15 protein-coding genes are annotated in these 17,703 nt (G+C 40.1%); 3 read left to right on the top strand and 12 right to left on the bottom strand.

The window, feature by feature from the left end; all coding sequences use genetic code 11:
- Positions 1-9: 9 nt before the first annotated feature.
- Both LDL57_RS04865 and LDL57_RS04860 read left to right on the top strand, forming a co-directional pair.
- Positions 10-1,077 carry a SpvB/TcaC N-terminal domain-containing protein gene (locus LDL57_RS04865; RefSeq protein ID WP_225507174.1) on the top strand — a complete coding sequence of 356 codons (1,068 nt, stop codon included), beginning with the start codon at positions 10-12 and terminating at the stop codon, positions 1,075-1,077.
- Positions 1,010-4,471, top strand: coding sequence for a toxin TcdB middle/C-terminal domain-containing protein (locus LDL57_RS04860; RefSeq protein WP_225507172.1), 3,462 nt, complete (start codon positions 1,010-1,012; stop codon positions 4,469-4,471). Before LDL57_RS04865 ends, LDL57_RS04860 begins: the two co-directional genes overlap by 68 nt.
- A 244-nt stretch (positions 4,472-4,715) precedes the next feature.
- Here the strand turns inward: LDL57_RS04860 and LDL57_RS04855 are convergent, their stop codons facing one another.
- Together LDL57_RS04855 and yfcD are read right to left on the bottom strand one after the other, a co-directional pair.
- On the bottom strand, positions 4,716-5,342 hold the full coding sequence (locus LDL57_RS04855) for a hypothetical protein (RefSeq protein ID WP_180558643.1): 627 nt from the start codon (positions 5,340-5,342) through the stop codon (positions 4,716-4,718).
- Positions 5,343-5,680: 338 nt separating this feature from the next.
- A complete protein-coding gene (yfcD, locus tag LDL57_RS04850) occupies positions 5,681-6,235 on the bottom strand; it encodes an NUDIX hydrolase YfcD (protein WP_180558611.1) in 555 nt (184 codons plus the stop codon).
- An 869-nt stretch (positions 6,236-7,104) separates the two neighbouring features.
- Here yfcD and LDL57_RS04845 point away from each other — a divergent pair.
- Positions 7,105-8,025 (top strand): TIGR01777 family oxidoreductase, encoded by a 921-nt coding sequence (locus tag LDL57_RS04845; RefSeq protein ID WP_180558612.1) that lies wholly within the window; start codon positions 7,105-7,107, stop codon positions 8,023-8,025.
- Here LDL57_RS04845 and LDL57_RS04840 read toward each other — a convergent pair.
- From LDL57_RS04840 to pdxB, 10 genes are all read right to left on the bottom strand, one after another.
- Positions 8,018-8,590: a UbiX family flavin prenyltransferase gene (locus LDL57_RS04840; RefSeq protein ID WP_180558644.1), complete on the bottom strand. Its 573-nt coding sequence runs from the start codon at positions 8,588-8,590 to the stop codon at positions 8,018-8,020. The two genes, LDL57_RS04845 and LDL57_RS04840, sit on opposite strands and share 8 nt — an antisense overlap.
- Before the next feature lie 91 nt (positions 8,591-8,681).
- Positions 8,682-10,193: an amidophosphoribosyltransferase gene (purF, locus tag LDL57_RS04835; protein ID WP_180558613.1), complete on the bottom strand. Its 1,512-nt coding sequence runs from the start codon at positions 10,191-10,193 to the stop codon at positions 8,682-8,684.
- Between the two features lie 14 nt (positions 10,194-10,207).
- On the bottom strand, positions 10,208-10,711 hold the full coding sequence (gene cvpA / locus LDL57_RS04830) for a colicin V production protein (protein ID WP_180558614.1): 504 nt from the start codon (positions 10,709-10,711) through the stop codon (positions 10,208-10,210).
- 190 nt (positions 10,712-10,901) lie between these two features.
- The gene (dedD, locus tag LDL57_RS04825; protein WP_180558615.1) at positions 10,902-11,519 is read right to left on the bottom strand and encodes a cell division protein DedD; all 618 of its coding nucleotides are present in this window, start codon (positions 11,517-11,519) and stop codon (positions 10,902-10,904) included.
- Complete coding sequence (folC, locus tag LDL57_RS04820; protein ID WP_180558645.1) at positions 11,509-12,810, bottom strand: bifunctional tetrahydrofolate synthase/dihydrofolate synthase; 1,302 nt, start codon at positions 12,808-12,810, stop codon at positions 11,509-11,511. The genes dedD and folC overlap by 11 nt, the downstream gene beginning before the upstream one ends.
- Positions 12,811-12,814: 4 nt before the next feature.
- Positions 12,815-13,768 carry an acetyl-CoA carboxylase, carboxyltransferase subunit beta gene (gene accD / locus LDL57_RS04815; protein ID WP_180558616.1) on the bottom strand — a complete coding sequence of 318 codons (954 nt, stop codon included), beginning with the start codon at positions 13,766-13,768 and terminating at the stop codon, positions 12,815-12,817.
- Between the two features lie 113 nt (positions 13,769-13,881).
- Complete coding sequence (locus LDL57_RS04810) at positions 13,882-14,559, bottom strand: DedA family protein (protein ID WP_180558617.1); 678 nt, start codon at positions 14,557-14,559, stop codon at positions 13,882-13,884.
- Positions 14,560-14,617: 58 nt separating this feature from the next.
- On the bottom strand, positions 14,618-15,433 hold the full coding sequence (truA, locus tag LDL57_RS04805) for a tRNA pseudouridine(38-40) synthase TruA (RefSeq protein ID WP_180558618.1): 816 nt from the start codon (positions 15,431-15,433) through the stop codon (positions 14,618-14,620).
- Positions 15,433-16,443 (bottom strand): aspartate-semialdehyde dehydrogenase, encoded by a 1,011-nt coding sequence (locus tag LDL57_RS04800; RefSeq protein WP_180558619.1) that lies wholly within the window; start codon positions 16,441-16,443, stop codon positions 15,433-15,435. Before LDL57_RS04800 ends, truA begins: the two co-directional genes overlap by 1 nt.
- A gap of 32 nt (positions 16,444-16,475) precedes the next feature.
- Positions 16,476-17,606: a 4-phosphoerythronate dehydrogenase PdxB gene (gene pdxB, locus LDL57_RS04795; RefSeq protein ID WP_225507170.1), complete on the bottom strand. Its 1,131-nt coding sequence runs from the start codon at positions 17,604-17,606 to the stop codon at positions 16,476-16,478.
- Positions 17,607-17,703: the final 97 nt, after the last annotated feature.

The raw sequence follows: 17,703 nt of genomic DNA, 5'->3' as shown, positions 1-17,703 counted from the left end.
AGTTTAAAAATGTTAGATAATCCAAATAATCAAGATAAATTATCTATTGCGCCTCTTTCGTTACCGAAAGGTGGCGGAAGCTTACAAGGCATGGGCGAAACCGTTGGCACACCAGGCTCTGATGGTATGGTGCATATTACACTACCTTTACCTATTTCCAGCGGTCGCGGTTATGCACCTTCTTTGAACTTAAATTATAACAGTGGCTCTGGTAACAGTGCCTTTGCTATCGGCTGGAATATTGACTTACCCAGCATACGTCGCCAAACCAGTCACGGCCGGCCACTTTATCAGTTAGACGATACCTATATTGGCATAGATAATGAAGTGTTGGTTGTCGCCGTTGATCAAGCCGGCCAACCTATCCGTTATCAAAAAGATAGCTGGCAAAATATAAAACTAGCTGAAAGCTATCAAATTACTCAATATCAATCACGCATTGGCACTGGCTCCGAACGTGTCGAATACTGGCAACCAGTAGCGGCGCAATCCAGTCAAATGCCATTTTGGTTGATCTTCTCACCAGATGGGCAAATCCACTGTTTTGGCAAATCGGCTAATGCCAGAATTTTTGACCCTAAAGAAGAGCAACACATTGCCGTATGGTTACTGGAAGAATCAGTTACACCTAGCGGAGAGCACATTTTTTATCAATATCAAGCGGAAAATGACCAAGCAACTTCTGAGCAAGAACGGCGACAACATCCATTAGCCACTGCTCAGCGATATTTGACGACGGTAAGTTACGGTAACCTACGCCCCTATGCGCCACTCTATAGCTTAACCGACACAATACCGCCACCAACCGATTGGTTATTTTATCTAATATTGGATTATGGCGAGCGGAGTAATCAAACCGATAAAGCGCCTGAATTTCTGCCACAACAAGCCTGGTCTATGCGGCAAGATCCCTTTTCTCGTTATGAATATGGTTTTGATATCCGCACTCGCCGTCTATGCCAACAAATACTCATGTTTCATGACCTGCGACAACTGCAAGGCTTACCTCATGAAAACACACCTCCAACACTGGTTCGTCGTTTACAGTTACACTATGAATCAACAAGCCATTGTTAGCCAGTTAATCCGTTGCCGACAATTGGCCCACGATGAAAATAACCCGCTACTGCTGCCACCGATTGAATTTGATTATCAACCATTTGGCCCACCTCCCGCTAGTGATTGGCAGCCCTTAATCGAATTTAACAGCATGAAAGATCAACAACAGTATTATCTGGTTGATCTGTATGGTGAAGGTACTGCCGGTATTTTGTATGAAGATAATTATGCCTGGTACTATCGTGACCCGATACGTGGCCAACTACAAACCGATGAGATCACTTATTCACCACCACAACAGTTACCTAATATACCCACCCTACTCCACGGTGGCACTTTAATGGATATCAATGGTGATGGACGGCTGGAATGGTTTGTAAGCCAAATCAATATTGCTGGTTATTATGCCCAACATCCAGATAGAAGTTGGAGTGATTATATCCCACTGCTAGCTATTCCTAACGAATTACAAAATAACCAAGCCCAATTTGCCGATATTACTGGCGCTGGTTTAGCGGACATTAGCCTAATTGGCCCGAAAAGCGTGCGTTTTTATGCTAATCAACGGGAAAGTTTTGCTGCGGCAATCAATTGCCCACAAGCCCCATCTGTCGAATTACCGATTATGGGCAAAGATGAGCGCCAATTAGTCGCCTTTAGTGATCTATTAGGTTCAGGCCAGCAACATTTGGTCAGTATTCGCCATAACGAAGTGACCTGCTGGCCTAACCTTGGCCAGGGTTTATTTGGTGACCCGATCCAGCTTAATGGTTTTCAGCAACCACAAGATAGCTTTGATCCAAAACAACTCTATTTAGCCGATCTAGATGGCTCCGGCACAACCGATATTATCTATTTAATGTCCGATCACCTGTTGATTTACCTGAATCAGTCCGGCAATAGCTTCGCCGCACCGGTAACTATACCACTGCCTGACGGTGTGGCTTATGATGATACCTGTCAGTTGTGGATTGCTGATATCCAGGGCTTAGGCGTCGCCAGTTTGATCTTGAGTAAACCGCATATGCAACAACAGCACTGGCGTTATGATTTAGCCAGTCAAAAACCTTACTTGCTTAATCGGCAAAATAATAATTGTGGTACCGATAGCAGTTTTTACTATCGCAGTTCAGTCCAATTCTGGTTAGATGAAAAACAACAAGCAATCGAACAAAATAAAAGCTATGCCAGCCACCTGCCATTCCCCATCCAACTACTCAATAAAATTAATCAGCTTGATGAAATTACCATGAGTTGTTTTAGCCAAAGTGTTAATTATTTTCATGGCATGTATGATGGTATAGAGCGCGAATTCCGTGGATTTGGCCGCGTCGATATTGTCGACTCAACAGAAGACGCAACCGGTAACACCGACCAACGTAGTATGCCGTCACTCTTACGCCAATGGTTTCATACCGGTAATATTAATGACGAAGTGTCTTTTACTAGCGAATACTGGCAAGGGGATAAACAGGCGTTTCCTGCCGGTAAAACCCGCCTCACCCAATACCAGCAAGATCAGGATGTTCCGATCATCTCGCCGGATGAACAGCAAAAATTCTGGGCTTATCGATCATTAAAAGGCAGTCTATTACGTAGTGAACTTTATGGTTTAGATCATGCCGTTGACGCCGAAAATCCTTATAGCGTTAGCTATTACCGTTATCAAGTTAGGCTAATTCCGGCTGTCACAACCGCCAAAACTGGCCTAGCGATGGCACCAATGTCTTTGGAGCAATGGGATTACAATTATGAACGTATTGCAGAAGACCCCCTCTATGGCCAAAACGTTAATCTTGCTTTTGATGACAACGGCACCTTAATTCATAATGTTGCCATCAATTATCCTCGTCGGCCAAACAGTACAATACCGCCTTCGCTCTGGTTACCAGAGGGTGCCTTTGAGCAGAGTTATGATCCGCAACAACAACTATTACGCATAAGCGAAAATCAAATCCGCTATCACAATTTAAAAACCCAAGAACAGTGGCGGTTAAATATTGCTGATGCGCAACGAACAGATATGATTACCTTGCCGGCCAGCGATGTGCCAACTGAAGGATTTTCGCTAGAATCACTATTAAATCCCGATGGTATATTGAGTGAAAATACACCGCGAGAGTATGCCGGACAAAGTAAAATATACTACCTTGCTGGCGGGGAAAATAAACTAATATCGGTTCCCACTCTCCAAGCCTTGGTCGCCTTTACTGAACAAGCCGAGTTTGATCAACTGAGTTTGGTGGCATTTGAACCGGTACTCACTGAGGCACAAATTGAAGAATATTTAACCAATGCCGGTTATATCAAAACTGAATACTTGTTCCCTCGTCCGGGGGAAGAAAATAAAAGTATTTGGGTAACCCGACTTAACTATAGTGAATATTATAGCGCAAAGGGATTCTATTACCCTTATCGTCAGCGACATTCATTACTAACCGGCGCAACCGATTATCAATGGGATACCTATTACTGTGTGATAGTAAGTACGACTGATGCTGCCGGCTACTTTACATATGCGGATTATGATTACCGTTTTCTGACACCTTATCAGATTATAGATATTAACGATAATATCAGTTATGCCAATTTTGATGCCTTTGGACGCGTCTCTTCCAGTCGAATTTGGGGCACTGAAGAAGGACAGCCGGCGGGATTTCCGTTACCTGATGTTGTTCCTTTTACTCCACCTGACTCGATTGATGCCGCATTGACTATGCCATCACCACAACCTGTCGCCCAATTTTACTTTTATGCACCAGAAGCATGGATGAAACCGGCAACAAAAGAGATTGTCTCAATAGTGGCAAACTCCTCCTATGACTATAAGCAAGTTATTGATGAAAAAGATAATATTAATGTTATTGGTTATCAACGCTGGTTACGGAATAACAAAACGTCGGTAGATAACACTCAGTTTGCAAATGATACTGAAAGGCAACCTCCCTATATTTTAACTGTCACCACTGATCGTTATTATCCTGATGTTCAACAGCAGCAACGCCAACAAATTAACTTTATTGATGGCGCCGGCCGCTCGCTACAAACAGCACTAAGGGTTCCCGCGGGTGATGCTTACATCGTCACAAAAGCTGGCAATTTAGCCAAAAATAAACGTGGTACAGCAAAACAAGCGCCTACCAGCACCCGATGGGCAGTTACTGGTCGGGTAGAATATGATAATAAGGGGTTAGTTGTTCGCCAATATCAACCTTTTTTTAGCAATAGCTGGCATTATATTATTGATGATAGCGGCCGTGATGACTACTATGCTGATACCCACTATTACGATCCGTTAGGGCGGGAAATACGAACGGTTACCGCTAAAGGCTATGAGCGACGCCAACAATATTATCCCTGGTTGACTGTCAGTGAAGATGAAAATGATACTGCAGCAGATTTAACAAATTAGTCATTTTTTCAAACCAATAGCATATTATCTAAAATAAAAAAGATAATATGCTATCACTTACCTGGTAATACGATATTCATGGATAAGATAGCACTTTGGCGCCAGTGGGCGCGAATTCCCCAGCAGACGGTTTACTATCATTGGTAGCGTGGCAATAACATTCATGGTCAGGATAGTTATAAAACAGATTTTTAATTTTCCTAACCCTAAACGCCATTTTTATTACTTTTAACAGACCCGACTGTTAATTTTTATTCTGCATCAAATATAATACACGACCAAAACTAACCGAACGACTACCAATTTTTTGCATTCCATCTTCTGGAAGATAACTAAATTTTACGTAGAGTATATCACCATCAGATTTTTCTTTACTATTTAACGAATTTGTAATGCTGTAAAGTTCTTTTAGATCCGCAGGAATACCCGCTGCATCGGTAATAACTGTCCCGGCAGGTACAAATTTAAGCACCTGCTCAAGGGTTTGAACTAAAAAATCCTGCAACGGGAAAAGTCCACTAAAACGTTTGCGCGGTATGTAGCTTGTGATACCCATGTATATTTCAGGGATTTCCTGTAGATGGTTTTCGATGCCACAGGTTTCATTTTTTTTCAGATATTCAAAAATCTCCACAGTTGAGCCGATGAGTACCAGCGGCTTAACGCCAGCACCTTTTTCTGAAAAAAGAAATTCGTTATTGCTACTTTTAACCGCCTTTTGCAAAGTTCCTCGGTCCTGAATAACGGAGAAAAATTTACCTTCTTTGACAACCGGTGCAGGTTCACGCCACATATTTATATCACTGGCTTGCACAGTACTGCTAATTGCTGTCGCAGCCAGCATCATTACAGCAGTCATTTTATTTTTCATAGGACAACTTCCTTGTTGTTTACCATAGTATCTGTATGGCAATACTATCACCAATATGAACAAAAAATAACCTTGACGTGACTAAAATATAATCCGAATATGATCAATAAAAACCGATTGCAAAAAATTTGCCTCCTGGCAGCAGAATATGGTGTCTGAGTGTCTTGTCTGTTTTAGCGACTATGGCGTCATGATTTACTAGCATATGGAAAAGAAAACATAAAAATTTCTTGCCAAATAATATTACAATATATTGTCAATAAAAATTGATAGATTACTGCTAATTAAAACTTATTTTTATTGTTCTATATCATGATGTAAAAGTTGCTAACTAATCGCTAATCAACCTTCTGGCATAACTTAGTCTTTTGCAACTCATTGTTATTGCGCGCTAACCAAAGTGACACGGCTTTTAGCGAGTCGGGCGTAAATTCATGACTGCGGGCATGAATTTCTTCTGATGTTAACCAAAAAACCGATTCCACTTCCGTTTCCTGTAAAGCAAAAGGGCCATGACTAACACAACTAAATAAGCCGCCCCATACCCGACATTTAGGGGTTTCATAATAAAAAAGTCCATGCTCAGCGAAAGGTACGTCGGCAATTCCCAACTCTTCTTCTGCTTCTCGGCGTGCAGCAGCCAACATACTTTCACCTTGGTTTACCACCCCACCAGCGGTGGCGTCCAGTAAACCAGGGTAAATATCTTTTATCTCAGTACGACGTTGAACTAAAATTTTGCCCATACCATCATGTACAATAATATACGCCGCTCGATGACGTAAATTCTCCGCTCTCATCTGCTGGCGTGTTGCCTGGGCAATGACTTTATTTTTATCGTCAACAATATCAATCCATTCTGCATCAACTACTTCGCTTATTACTTGCCCCATCTTAAAACCTTTCTCATTATTAAGCGGTCATCAATCTATTTACTTGAGTCTAAACTCAGTAACATTTTGATGCAAACCAAGTCTCAAACTTAAATAGCCATCTGCGCACTTTCCGCACTACATTTTTTAACTACAGCCTAAATAATCATAGTCTGTTATTAGCAGATACAAAAGCCCTTACCGTTACCGTCGATGATAGATGAAATAAACAAATAGGCATAAAATCACATCTATAAATTTTATAACCGTAATAAAATGATAATAAGCGCTAATTTAGTAAAATATAAAAAAAAATAGACTCCTTTTAGCCGCTAAATAAACGACAAAAAATGACTGAAATATATTATCTATTTCAATATTAATTACTTTTATCTATAATCAGAGTTATTTTTATAAATAATAAACAATATCAACAATAATTAATAAAATATTGTTTGAATATATCGATACTATCTCTTTAATTTCATTGTTTATATACTAACAATTTGTAAAATAACAGGTTGTTTTTACAATTAGTTTATTCATGAATATAAATCTCTTTTCATGAAAAATTAAAATAAATAAACTTGTATAATATGATTTTAAACATTGATTTAATAGTTTCATAAGATATATGAATAAACTATTATTAGAAAACTTACTATTTAATTTGTATTAGTTTTAATTAACCAATAAACTAACTAAAAATTAATATTAGCCACACAAATATTATTAATTAACCAATTTTGGCTAAGTTTTTATAAAATAATAAATTGGCAATCATTTTTCTGGCCAGTTTATTGATTATAACCTCAGTCTAATTATCTGCTGTTTCTTTAAATATCAATGCTATAGTTACTTATAACGTAAATGAAAACCACGGAGTGATAATGCGGATTTTTATTACTGGTAGTACAGGTTTAATTGGCTCGCGTTTGGTACAAAAACTTGTGATGCATTCACATGCCATCACCGTCTTGAGCCGATCATGTCAAAAAGTATACACCCTATTTGGTCGACATGTTGATTGCCTGACAAACTTAAATGAAATTGATAACCTTGATGGCTTTGATGCCATTATTAATCTTGCCGGTGAGCCAATTGCAAATAAACCTTGGACTAAAGAACAAAAAATAATTCTGTGTGAAAGCCGCTGGAAAATGACCGAACGCTTAAGCCAACTGATTAAGGCTAGCAAAAAACCAGCAAAAACATTTATTTCTGGCTCAGCGGTTGGCTTTTATGGTGATCAGGGACAAACCGTTGTTACTGAATCTGATATACCTCATGCCGAATTCACTAACCAGCTATGCCAAAAATGGGAATCCTTGGCATTACAAGCCGAAAGTGATAAAACACGTGTTTGTTTGCTACGAACCGGAGTCGTACTGGCAAAAGAGGGCGGTGTACTGAAGAAGTTGTTACCAATATTTAAAGCCGGGTTAGGCGGGCCAATAGGCAAAGGCAAACAATATATTCCCTGGATCCATTTTGATGACGTGATCAATGCTATCTTTTACCTACTTGAGACGCCAACATTATCTGGCGCGTTTAATATTACATCGCCTTATCCCGTTCATAATGATCAGTTCAGTGCCATCCTGGCTGAAGTTCTTAATCGCCCAGCACTGATTAGAACGCCAGAATTTGTTATTAAATCGATTATGGGAGAATCCGCTGCATTAATGTTAGGTGGACAGCAAGCTATTCCAAAGCGGCTTGAAGAAGCTGGATTTAAATTTCACTATGTTGACCTAAAAGAAGCGCTAGAATCATTACTACTAACTTCATCCGAAGAGACAATTACTTAACATTCTGCCAGCGAGTAAACAAAGTTTGGGGTAAAGTGATACCATACTGATCTAATACACGATTGACAGTTTGATCGACAATATCCTGTATTGTTTGGGGCTGATGATAAAAAGCTGGCATCGGTGGAAAAATTATCGCACCAATCTCTATAACATTCATCATTAATCTCAAATGGCCTAGATGTAAAGGTGTTTCTCTGACACCCAAAATCAATTTACGCTTCTCTTTCAAAATCACATCAGCCGCGCGCGCAATTAAGGTATCGTTGTAACTATTAGCAATACCAGATAAGGTTTTTATTGAGCACGGCATAATAATCATACCGGAAGTAATAAATGAACCTGAAGAAATGGCCGCAGCAATATCCCTATTATCATAAACAACATCAGCCATTGCTTGAACATCACGTAGACTATAAGTGGTTTCCAATGCTAACGTCTGCTTGGCGGCTGCGCTAACAATTAAATGGGTTTCAACGTCAGCAACAGAACGTAAAACTTCAAGTAATCGAATACCATAAATCGCACCACTGGCGCCTGTGAGTCCGATAATTATTCTCTGCATCATTTTTGCTCAATAATAACGATAAAATAGACTTCACTACTGTAGGCTTAACGATATCCGATGAAGTCTAAATTCAAAATATAACAACAAATTAGCCTTCATTGTAAATTTCTAAATTTTCAATTTCATTATGTTCTTTTAATTGATCATCCTTACGGAGATTTTCCAGATAGTCCAGATAAGTTTGATCAATATCTTTCGTGACATAAATACCATTAAAGACCGAACTTTCGAAAGTGGAAATATCTGGATTTTCCTCTCTAACAGCGGCAATTAAATCAGAAAGATCCTGGAAAATTAAATCATCGGCACCAATAAGTTGACGAATTTCATCCACTTCACGCCCATGGGCAATCAACTCATTAGCCGACGGCATATCAATGCCATACACATTGGGGAAACGAACTTCTGGTGATGCCGAAGCAAAATAGACCTTTTTAGCTCCTGCTTCGCGCGCTAACTCAACAATCTGTTCAGAAGTGGTTCCGCGCACAATAGAATCATCCACTAATAAAACATTTTTATCGCGGAATTCGGCTCGATTAACATTCAGCTTACGACGTACCGACTTACGTCGCTCTTGCTGCCCCGGCATGATAAAAGTGCGCCCCACATAACGATTTTTAACAAATCCTTGGCGATAAGGTTTACCCAAAATATAGGCGATTTCTAGCGCGCTATCACAAGAAGTTTCAGGGATGGGGATCACAACATCAATATCCAAATCCTGCCATTGGCGAGCAATTTTGGCACCCAATTTTTGCCCCATCCGCAAACGAGCTTTATTAACCGATATTTTATCAATAAAAGAATCGGGTCTGGCTAAATAGACAAACTCAAATAGACAAGGGGTTAGCTGTGGATTTTCTGCACATTGACGGGAAAAAAGTTGCCCCTGTTCAGTAATATAAATTGCTTCCCCTGGTGCTACATCACGCAAAAATTCAAAACCAAGGGTATCTAAAGCGACACTTTCCGAAGCAACCATATACTCATTTTGGCCGCCTTCCAATGTGCGCTTACCAAGCACCAAAGGGCGAATACCAAACGGGTCACGAAACGCCACTAAACCATGACCAATAATCATCGCAACACAAGCATAAGCACCGCGAACTTTGTTATGCATTGCACCAATAGCAGTAAAAATATTTTCTGCTGTCAGGGGAAAATGAGCAAATTGATCCAGTTCATGAGCCAGGACATTGAGTAGGATTTCTGAATCAGAAGAAGTATTTACATGACGACGGGCCGTTTCAAATAGCGTTTTTCTTAATTCATGTGCATTAGTCAAATTACCATTATGGGTTAATGTAATGCCAAAAGGTGAATTAACATAAAAAGGTTGTGCTTCGGAAGCGCTGGAGCTACCGGCGGTTGGGTAACGCACATGGCCAATCCCCATTTTGCCCCGCAAACGTAGCATATGGCGAGCAGCAAACACATCTTTTACTAAGCCATTTGATTTACGTAGACGAAATTGCTTATTTTCATCAATCGTCGCAATACCTGCAGCATCTTGCCCACGATGCTGAAGCACTGTTAGCGCATCATAAATTGATTGGTTAACTGGTGTGAAACCAGCAATACCGACAATACCGCACATCTACTTTTTCCTCATCAGCCAAGCGGAGTAATACTTTCCGGTAAAAAACTTGATGCATTTTTTAAATAATCAAAAAACCATCTAATAATATGACTAAATTGGGGTATCAATTCAGAACGTTGCCAATCTTCACTTTTTGGCAGGGGTGTAAAAGTATCTAGAAAAAACAAAATTGCCGACACAATTAATATACCGCGCAATACGCCAAAACAGACGCCTAACACACGATCTGTACCTGATAATCCAGTTCTCTCAACTAACGAACTAATCACATAATTGACTACAGCACCTACAATTAACGTTGCGATAAATAAGATCGCAATGGCAATACCATTTCTGATCAGCGGATCGTCAAAACGAGTCAGATAAGTCGCCAGATAAGAATAGAATTGGCTAGCAACAAAAAAAGCACAACCCCAGGTAATCAGAGACAAAGCTTCTCGTACAAAACCACGAATTAAACTAACTAAAGCAGAAAAACCAATAATGGCAATAATAGCGTAATCAATCCAAACCATAATTTTAATCCAAAAATTAAACATTCAGCATGGTCGAACGCATTCTAGCAGAAAACGAAAACGTTTGCGTTAGATATTTTGCTGAAAAGCCGCAAAAAGTTGCGGCGAAAAGATAAATCATCATCGCCGCGTAAATAATTAATATAATCGATTAGTATTAATATGTTTTGTCTATTAGTACATACCCACTTTAAGGTTTATAACTGCGTATTTGACCTTGTAAGCCGGTTAAATCTTTCAATTCCGGCAAACTGGACTGCAATTTTTCTCTCGACGCATTCGGGCCAATAAAAATTCGTGTCAATTGACCATTAACCGGTATTGTGGGTTCAGTGTAGACCTGATAGCCAGATAAACGTAATCTGGCAATAATCTCTTCCACTTTTGCTGCATTTTTCAATACGCCCAATTGAATGACATAAGCCCGTCCCTGTGGCGCTTGGGTTTTCTCATTCGATTTAGTATTTTGTTCTGGCTCCAACGCTGATTTTTCAACTTTGGCTGCGGCTTTTGATTTTGTTTGTTGTTGAGTGGACTGGCTATCTGCTATTTTGGCTTTTGAATCAGAAATGGCTGCAGAAATCATTGCTTGTGCAGCGCTTTCTGAAGGTGTCACTAGTGGTTTAGGATTAATTGGCGCAATAGGTTCAATTTCATATTCATCGCTGGCTTTAGGCACCAAAGGGATCGCTGCAAATTCAGTCTCATTATATTTCTTATTACCATCCAATAATACCGGTAATATAATAACGCCAACTGCAACAATAACAATCGTTCCCACCAAACGGTTTTGAAACTTACTGGCCACTTAAGCTTTCCTCTTTTGTTTGCAGTTCCATAACTTCAGCGACAGTATGAAACGAGCCACAAACCACTACAATATCCTGTTCGTTAGCTGCCGCCATGGCCTGCAACCAGGCATCTTTAACCGTATCAAATTGGTAAGGTGAATCAACATATTGTGCTAATTGTTCAGCACCAGCGCCGCGTATGACACTTAATGAAGCGAGATACCATTTATCAACTTGAGGAGCCAGATAAGATAAAGTACTTTTTATATCTTTATCGGCTAACATAGCAACAACAGCATGGACTTTAGTATTTTCCTGTTTGGGCAAGCCAGAGAGTCTATCAGCTAAATAAGCCGCCGCATGAGGATTATGGGCAACATCTAAAATTACACAAGGTTGCTGGCTAATAATTTGAAAACGGCCTGGTAATTTTGCCTTGATTAATCCCCGGTGAATAGCCTGCAATGATATGGCCTGACTAATGGCATCACCCTCTTTGATTAAACAATCAATAATTGCCAATGCTGTGGCAGCATTGGCCAATGGGACATTTGGCAAAGGTAACTGCTTAAAATTGTGCTCAAGAGATTGCCAATCCCAATGATCATTTTGTGGCGCAAATTGCCAATCTACCCCACAACGAAATAACTTTGCGCCAACGGCTTGCGCTACCTCATTAATCGACTTTGGCATATCCGGCTCACCCACAACCGCATAGCGCCCTGAACGAAAAATTCCGGCTTTTTCATAGCCAATCTGTTCACGATCACTACCCAGCCAATCAATGTGATCCAGTGCAATACTGGTGATCGCAGCAATATTCGCATCCACAATATTGGTTGCATCTAACCGGCCACCCAATCCGACTTCTAAAATAACCACATCAAGTTTAGCTTGTTTAAATAATTGCAACGCAGCTAAGGTGCCATATTCAAAATAGGTCAGCGTAGTTGTGCCGCGTTTAGATTCAATATCAGCAAAAACACGGCAAAACTCCTCTTCAGGCAACGTCTCACCTTGGATCCTGACACGCTCTGTATAATCTAACAGGTGTGGAGAGCTATAAACGCCGACTTTTAATCCGGCTTCAATTAAAATAGATTCCAGTGTATGGCAAGTGGTTCCTTTACCATTTGTTCCAGCAACCGTAACCACTTTCGGTGCAGGATGCAAAAGATCCAATTGCCGAGCAACGATACCAACTCGCTCCAACCCCATATCGATAATTTTACTATGCTGATTGGTTAAATAAGTTAACCAGCTGGCTAAAGAAGAAGACGCCTCTGGTATCATCAAGGGATCAGATATATTGTCATTTTTGATCGGATTTGTTATCAATTTCGGGTTTCTCACGATAGGGTGGCTCCAGATCATCGTCAACTAAGGTAATAACATCGATTTGACTTTCGTCTTGAACGGTTTGATGAGTTAACATAGCCAGTAATTCAGCTAATTTATCCCGCATTTCAGGCCGTCTGACAATCATATCAATCGCGCCTTTTTCAATCAGAAATTCACTACGTTGAAAACCAGCTGGCAATTTTTCACGTACTGTTTGCTCAATAACTCGAGGCCCTGCAAAGCCAATTAGCGCTTTCGGTTCGGCAACATTAATATCCCCTAACATGGCTAAACTTGCTGATACTCCACCCATGGTTGGATCGGTAAGTACTGAAATATAGGGAAGCCCTCGCTCCTGCATCTTCGCCAGTGCTGCACTAGTCTTTGCCATTTGCATCAACGACATTAATGCTTCTTGCATACGAGCACCACCACTGGCAGAAAAACAAACCAGTGGACAATTATCTTCCAGTGCTTGCTCAACCGCACGTACAAAACGTGCACCAACAACCGACGCCATTGAGCCACCCATAAAAGCAAATTCAAAAGCTGCCGCGATAACCGGCATACCTTTAAGCGTGCCTTTCATCACAATTAAAGCATCTTTTTCATGTGTCGCTTTTTGTGCCGCTGATATGCGATCTTTGTATTTCTTTGAATCCCGAAATTTCAAAATATCTTTCGGTTCTAATTCACTACCTAATTCTGCCGTGGTTCCTTCATCAAGAAAAGAAGCCAGACGTTGACGGGCCGAAATACGCATATGATGATCACATTTTGGACATACGGCTAAATTACTTTCTAATTCAGCACGATAGAGCACTTGCCCGCAGCTATCACATTTTGTCCAGACCCCTTCTGGGATACTCGCTTTACGGGTCTGGGTAATATTGCTTTTATTAAGAATCTTTTCAATCCAGCTCATTAATAGACCTTTCTGTCTGAAATTACATTATCAGTCTCATTATTATGTTAATCATTAAACCACAATGCCAAAGCATAGTGGATAAAAAACTGATCAAACCTGCTAATGACTATCTATTCTTTTGGTTTAACAACCTGTTTTTCCTTAATTGATGCTCGACGATAGCGCCAAATCTCAATAATACCCGGCAGAATAGAAATTAAAATAATTGCCACAATTAATAATTTTAAATTCTGCTGAACAATTGGCAAATCGCCAAAAAAGTAACCCGCATAAGTAAATAATAGAACCCATAATAAAGCCCCGGCCACATTATAAAAAGCAAAATGCCGATACGACATTTTTCCCATCCCTGCGACAAATGGAGCAAACGTTCTAATAATAGGTATAAATCTAGCTAAAATAATCGCTTTACCGCCATGTTTTTCATAAGATTGATGCGTTTTTTCCAAATAGACCCGGCGAAAAATTTTTGAATTGGGATTACGAAATAGACGCTCGCCGAATAAGCGACCAATAGTATAATTAACCGCATCACCAATAATCGCAGCAATAATTATTAATACTACCATTAAATGAACGTTTAGATCATTACTCTCCAATGCCGTTAATGCCCCAGCCACAAATAATAGTGAGTCACCCGGTAAAAAAGGCGTAACAATGAGTCCAGTTTCACAAAATACTATCAAAAATAAAATGGCATATAGCCAAATGCCATACTTAGCAACTAATTCAGCTAAATGAAGATCGATGTGTATAATAAAATCAATAATAAAAGTAATAAATTCCATAAAAAATCCAATAGTTGGCAACTTTAACACTGCCTATTTAAACGCAAAATTAAATTCATTATTCTGGTAAAAAAAGTGGTCCTACGGTCGTTTTAGGTAATTTATATTTTGACGGATAATCGACAGCAACTAAATAAAGCCCTTCTGCTTTTGCAGTTGCCGCCGCTTTAGTTCTATCTTTCAATACTAAAAGCTCGGCTATCCAGCTAATATCCTGCTCACCGCAGCCTATCACCAGCAAACTACCAACAATATTGCGTACCATATGATGAACAAAGGCATTGGCTTTGATATCAACCACAATATAGTCACCATAACGGTTGACATGAACATGCTTTATATTACGCCAAGGCGATTTAGATTGACACTGAATAGCTCTAAATGAAGTAAAATCCTGCTCACCAACCAAGGCCTGAGCAGCAATATGCATTCTTTCAGCATCTAGAGGTGCATGATAGTGAGTGACGCCTGCGGCTAATATCGCTGGTCGGTATCGGTGATTAAAAATAATATAACGATATCGACGCGCGGTGGCACTAAAACGAGCATGAAAATCCGGTTCAACAACTTTGCTCCAACGTACGGCAATGTCAGCAGGTAAATGGCTATTAACACCCATTGTCCAGGCAGAGTCTTTACGTATCACAGAAGTTTCAAAATGGATCACTTGGCCTGTTGCATGCACCCCCGCATCAGTGCGTCCAGCGCAACAGACTTGGATGGACTCATTCGCAACCTTAGTAAGCGCAAACTCCAAACAAGCTTGGATACTTTTTACCTGTTGTTGTCGCTGCCAACCATAATAATGGCTACCATCATACTCAATGCCTAAGGCAATTTTAGTCATCGGCAAAGAAGGTTGCTTTTCCAACATTAATAATATTGCTCCTGCACTAATTGCTCCGCAGTTTCTATTAACATTCGAGCACCGCCAAACCGGGTATTATCGGCTACCGACCAAAACTGTAATATCTCAGGTGCGCCATAATCATTACGCATACAACCGATACTTAATTGATCACTACCTGAAGCATCGGTTACCTGAGTTGGAAAGTTATCTTCGCCAACTAACTGAATATCATCAAATTGAGCAATTTCTTGCCAGGCTTCTTGCACGGTCATTGGACGTAATGTTTCCACATGAACCACTTGTGCATTACCATAAAAAACCGGCGCTTGTATGCAACTGACAACTATCGATAATCCATCATTCTGTAAAATTTTACGCACTTGATCAACTAAACAGCGCTCTTGTGGGACAGAACCTTCAATATCACTTAGTAAGGGTAATAGATTAAATGCTAACTGTTTAGCAAAACGGTCATTATTAACGGGTAAACCGTTTAATAATCGGGCACTTTGACCGGCCAATTCATCCACTGCACTTTTACCATGCACTGAAACTGAACATAAATTGGTTAAGATTAAACGTTGAATACCGGCAACATTGATTAGCGGTTTAATGGCGACTAACAATTGACTGACATAACTATCAGCAATGGCAACAATATTACGGTTACGATAATCAGCCAGCACATGAGGATTAACATTAGGTACGACTAATGGAATATCCGGTTCTAGCGCAAATAAACCACTACTATCAATGACTATACAACCCTCTTGTGCCGCCTGCTCTGCATAACGCGCAGATGCTGCTGTACCGGCAACAAAAAAAGCGATTTGTGCCTGTGTCCAATCAAATAACTGTGCATCCATGACAGAGTGTTGTTTTCCATTAAAACGGATACTTTCTCCGACAATATTTTCACTAGCTAATAGAAATAACTCACCAACAGGGAACTGGCGCTCTTGTAATAAACTCAATACGGCTTCACCGACCGCGCCGGTAACGCCTAATAGTGCAATACTCCAACCTTCTGTCATGTTGGTTTTCTCCAATCTTCTGTGCATTTCGCTCAAATTAATTTACTATTGAAACCCAGCATTTTTAATATGTTAGCGGCATCGACATTATCACAACTGACCTTTAGCGATGACCATTCACGGCGTTCTGGATAATATTTGCGTAAATGATCAAATTCGCCAACAAGATGAGCAACTTTTCTTAATGGCGCATCATCACGACGAACATCATAAACTAAATGTACTAAACGTTTTAAATTTGCCTGGGTTAATTCACCGCGAAAGGTAATCTCATTAAACTCTGCAATAGGTAATAAATCAGCTAGTTTAATTTGCGCCTCTTGGCCTAAAAACTGGCTAAATGCGGCAAAAATCTGAGTAGTACCACGCGCTTTACCTTCTAGAGAATAACCGGCAATATGTGGCGTGCCAATGCGAGTTTTAGCTAACAAAGGTAAGGAAAGAGAGGGCTCATGTTCCCAAACATCCAATATCACGTCGATTTTCTTACCATTTTCTAAGGCTTTTAATAATGCTTGATTATCAACAACAGCCCCGCGGCTAGTATTTAGCAAAATACGTCCCGCCGGCATGGCAGCTAGCAACTCTTCATTTAATAAATGATAAGATGAATAGCGGCCAGATCTATTTAAAGGGGTATGAAAAGTTAAGATATCCGCCTGACTAACTAGTTTTTCTAGTGACCAAAATTGTTCGCTATTAACAGCTGCCTCTGCCCGAGGCGGATCACAAAGTAATGTATTCACGCCCCAAGCCTTTAAACGTGCATTAAGACGACTGCCAACATTGCCAACTCCAACAATACCGACTGTTTTTTCTCGCAAATCAAAACCATCACGTTCAGCCAGTAACAACAAAGCGGAAAAAACATACTCTACCACCGCGATCGCATTACAACCCGGTGCAGCAGAAAAAGCGATACCCGCTTGCGCTAACCATTGCCTATCAACATGATCAAATCCGGCTGTTGCAGTACCAACAAACTTTACCTTACTCTCTTTAAGTAATACTTCATTGACTTGAGTAACAGAACGCACCATTAAAGCATCTGCTGTTGCTAGCTGTGACGATGAGATTGATCGCCCAGAAACTGCCTTAACTTCACCTAATGTTGCAAACAATTGAGTTGCGTAAGGCATATTTTCATCAACCAATATTTTCACTTATCTAATGCCCAATTATCTTTATTAAAATTAACCCATCGCTTTTTACTATTCGATTAGGTAGCAAGATGCTATTTTGCCATGTTAATGATATAAA

Origin of the sequence: Arsenophonus apicola (genome assembly GCF_020268605.1) — a bacterium.
GTDB classification, from domain to species: Bacteria; Pseudomonadota; Gammaproteobacteria; order Enterobacterales; family Enterobacteriaceae; genus Arsenophonus; species Arsenophonus apicola.
Note: the sequence above shows the minus strand (reverse complement) of the source record. Positions and strands in the feature narration are given on the sequence as shown.

Bases quoted from the DNA above. Each gene is read 5' to 3' on its own strand.
- LDL57_RS04860 (WP_225507172.1), top strand. From the start codon at position 1,010: ATGAAAACACACCTCCAACACTGGTTCGTCGTTTACAGTTACACTATG.
- LDL57_RS04800 (WP_180558619.1), bottom strand. From the start codon at position 16,443: ATGACAGAAGGTTGGAGTATTGCACTATTAGGCGTTACCGGCGCGGTC.
- LDL57_RS04840 (WP_180558644.1), bottom strand. From the start codon at position 8,590: ATGCAGAGAATAATTATCGGACTCACAGGCGCCAGTGGTGCGATTTAT.
- purF (WP_180558613.1), bottom strand. From the start codon at position 10,193: ATGTGCGGTATTGTCGGTATTGCTGGTTTCACACCAGTTAACCAATCA.
- LDL57_RS04855 (WP_180558643.1), bottom strand. From the start codon at position 5,342: ATGAAAAATAAAATGACTGCTGTAATGATGCTGGCTGCGACAGCAATT.
- truA (WP_180558618.1), bottom strand. From the start codon at position 15,433: ATGTTGGAAAAGCAACCTTCTTTGCCGATGACTAAAATTGCCTTAGGC.
- LDL57_RS04845 (WP_180558612.1), top strand. From the start codon at position 7,105: ATGCGGATTTTTATTACTGGTAGTACAGGTTTAATTGGCTCGCGTTTG.
- accD (WP_180558616.1), bottom strand. From the start codon at position 13,768: ATGAGCTGGATTGAAAAGATTCTTAATAAAAGCAATATTACCCAGACC.
- yfcD (WP_180558611.1), bottom strand. From the start codon at position 6,235: ATGGGGCAAGTAATAAGCGAAGTAGTTGATGCAGAATGGATTGATATT.
- LDL57_RS04865 (WP_225507174.1), top strand. From the start codon at position 10: ATGTTAGATAATCCAAATAATCAAGATAAATTATCTATTGCGCCTCTT.
- LDL57_RS04810 (WP_180558617.1), bottom strand. From the start codon at position 14,559: ATGGAATTTATTACTTTTATTATTGATTTTATTATACACATCGATCTT.
- cvpA (WP_180558614.1), bottom strand. From the start codon at position 10,711: ATGGTTTGGATTGATTACGCTATTATTGCCATTATTGGTTTTTCTGCT.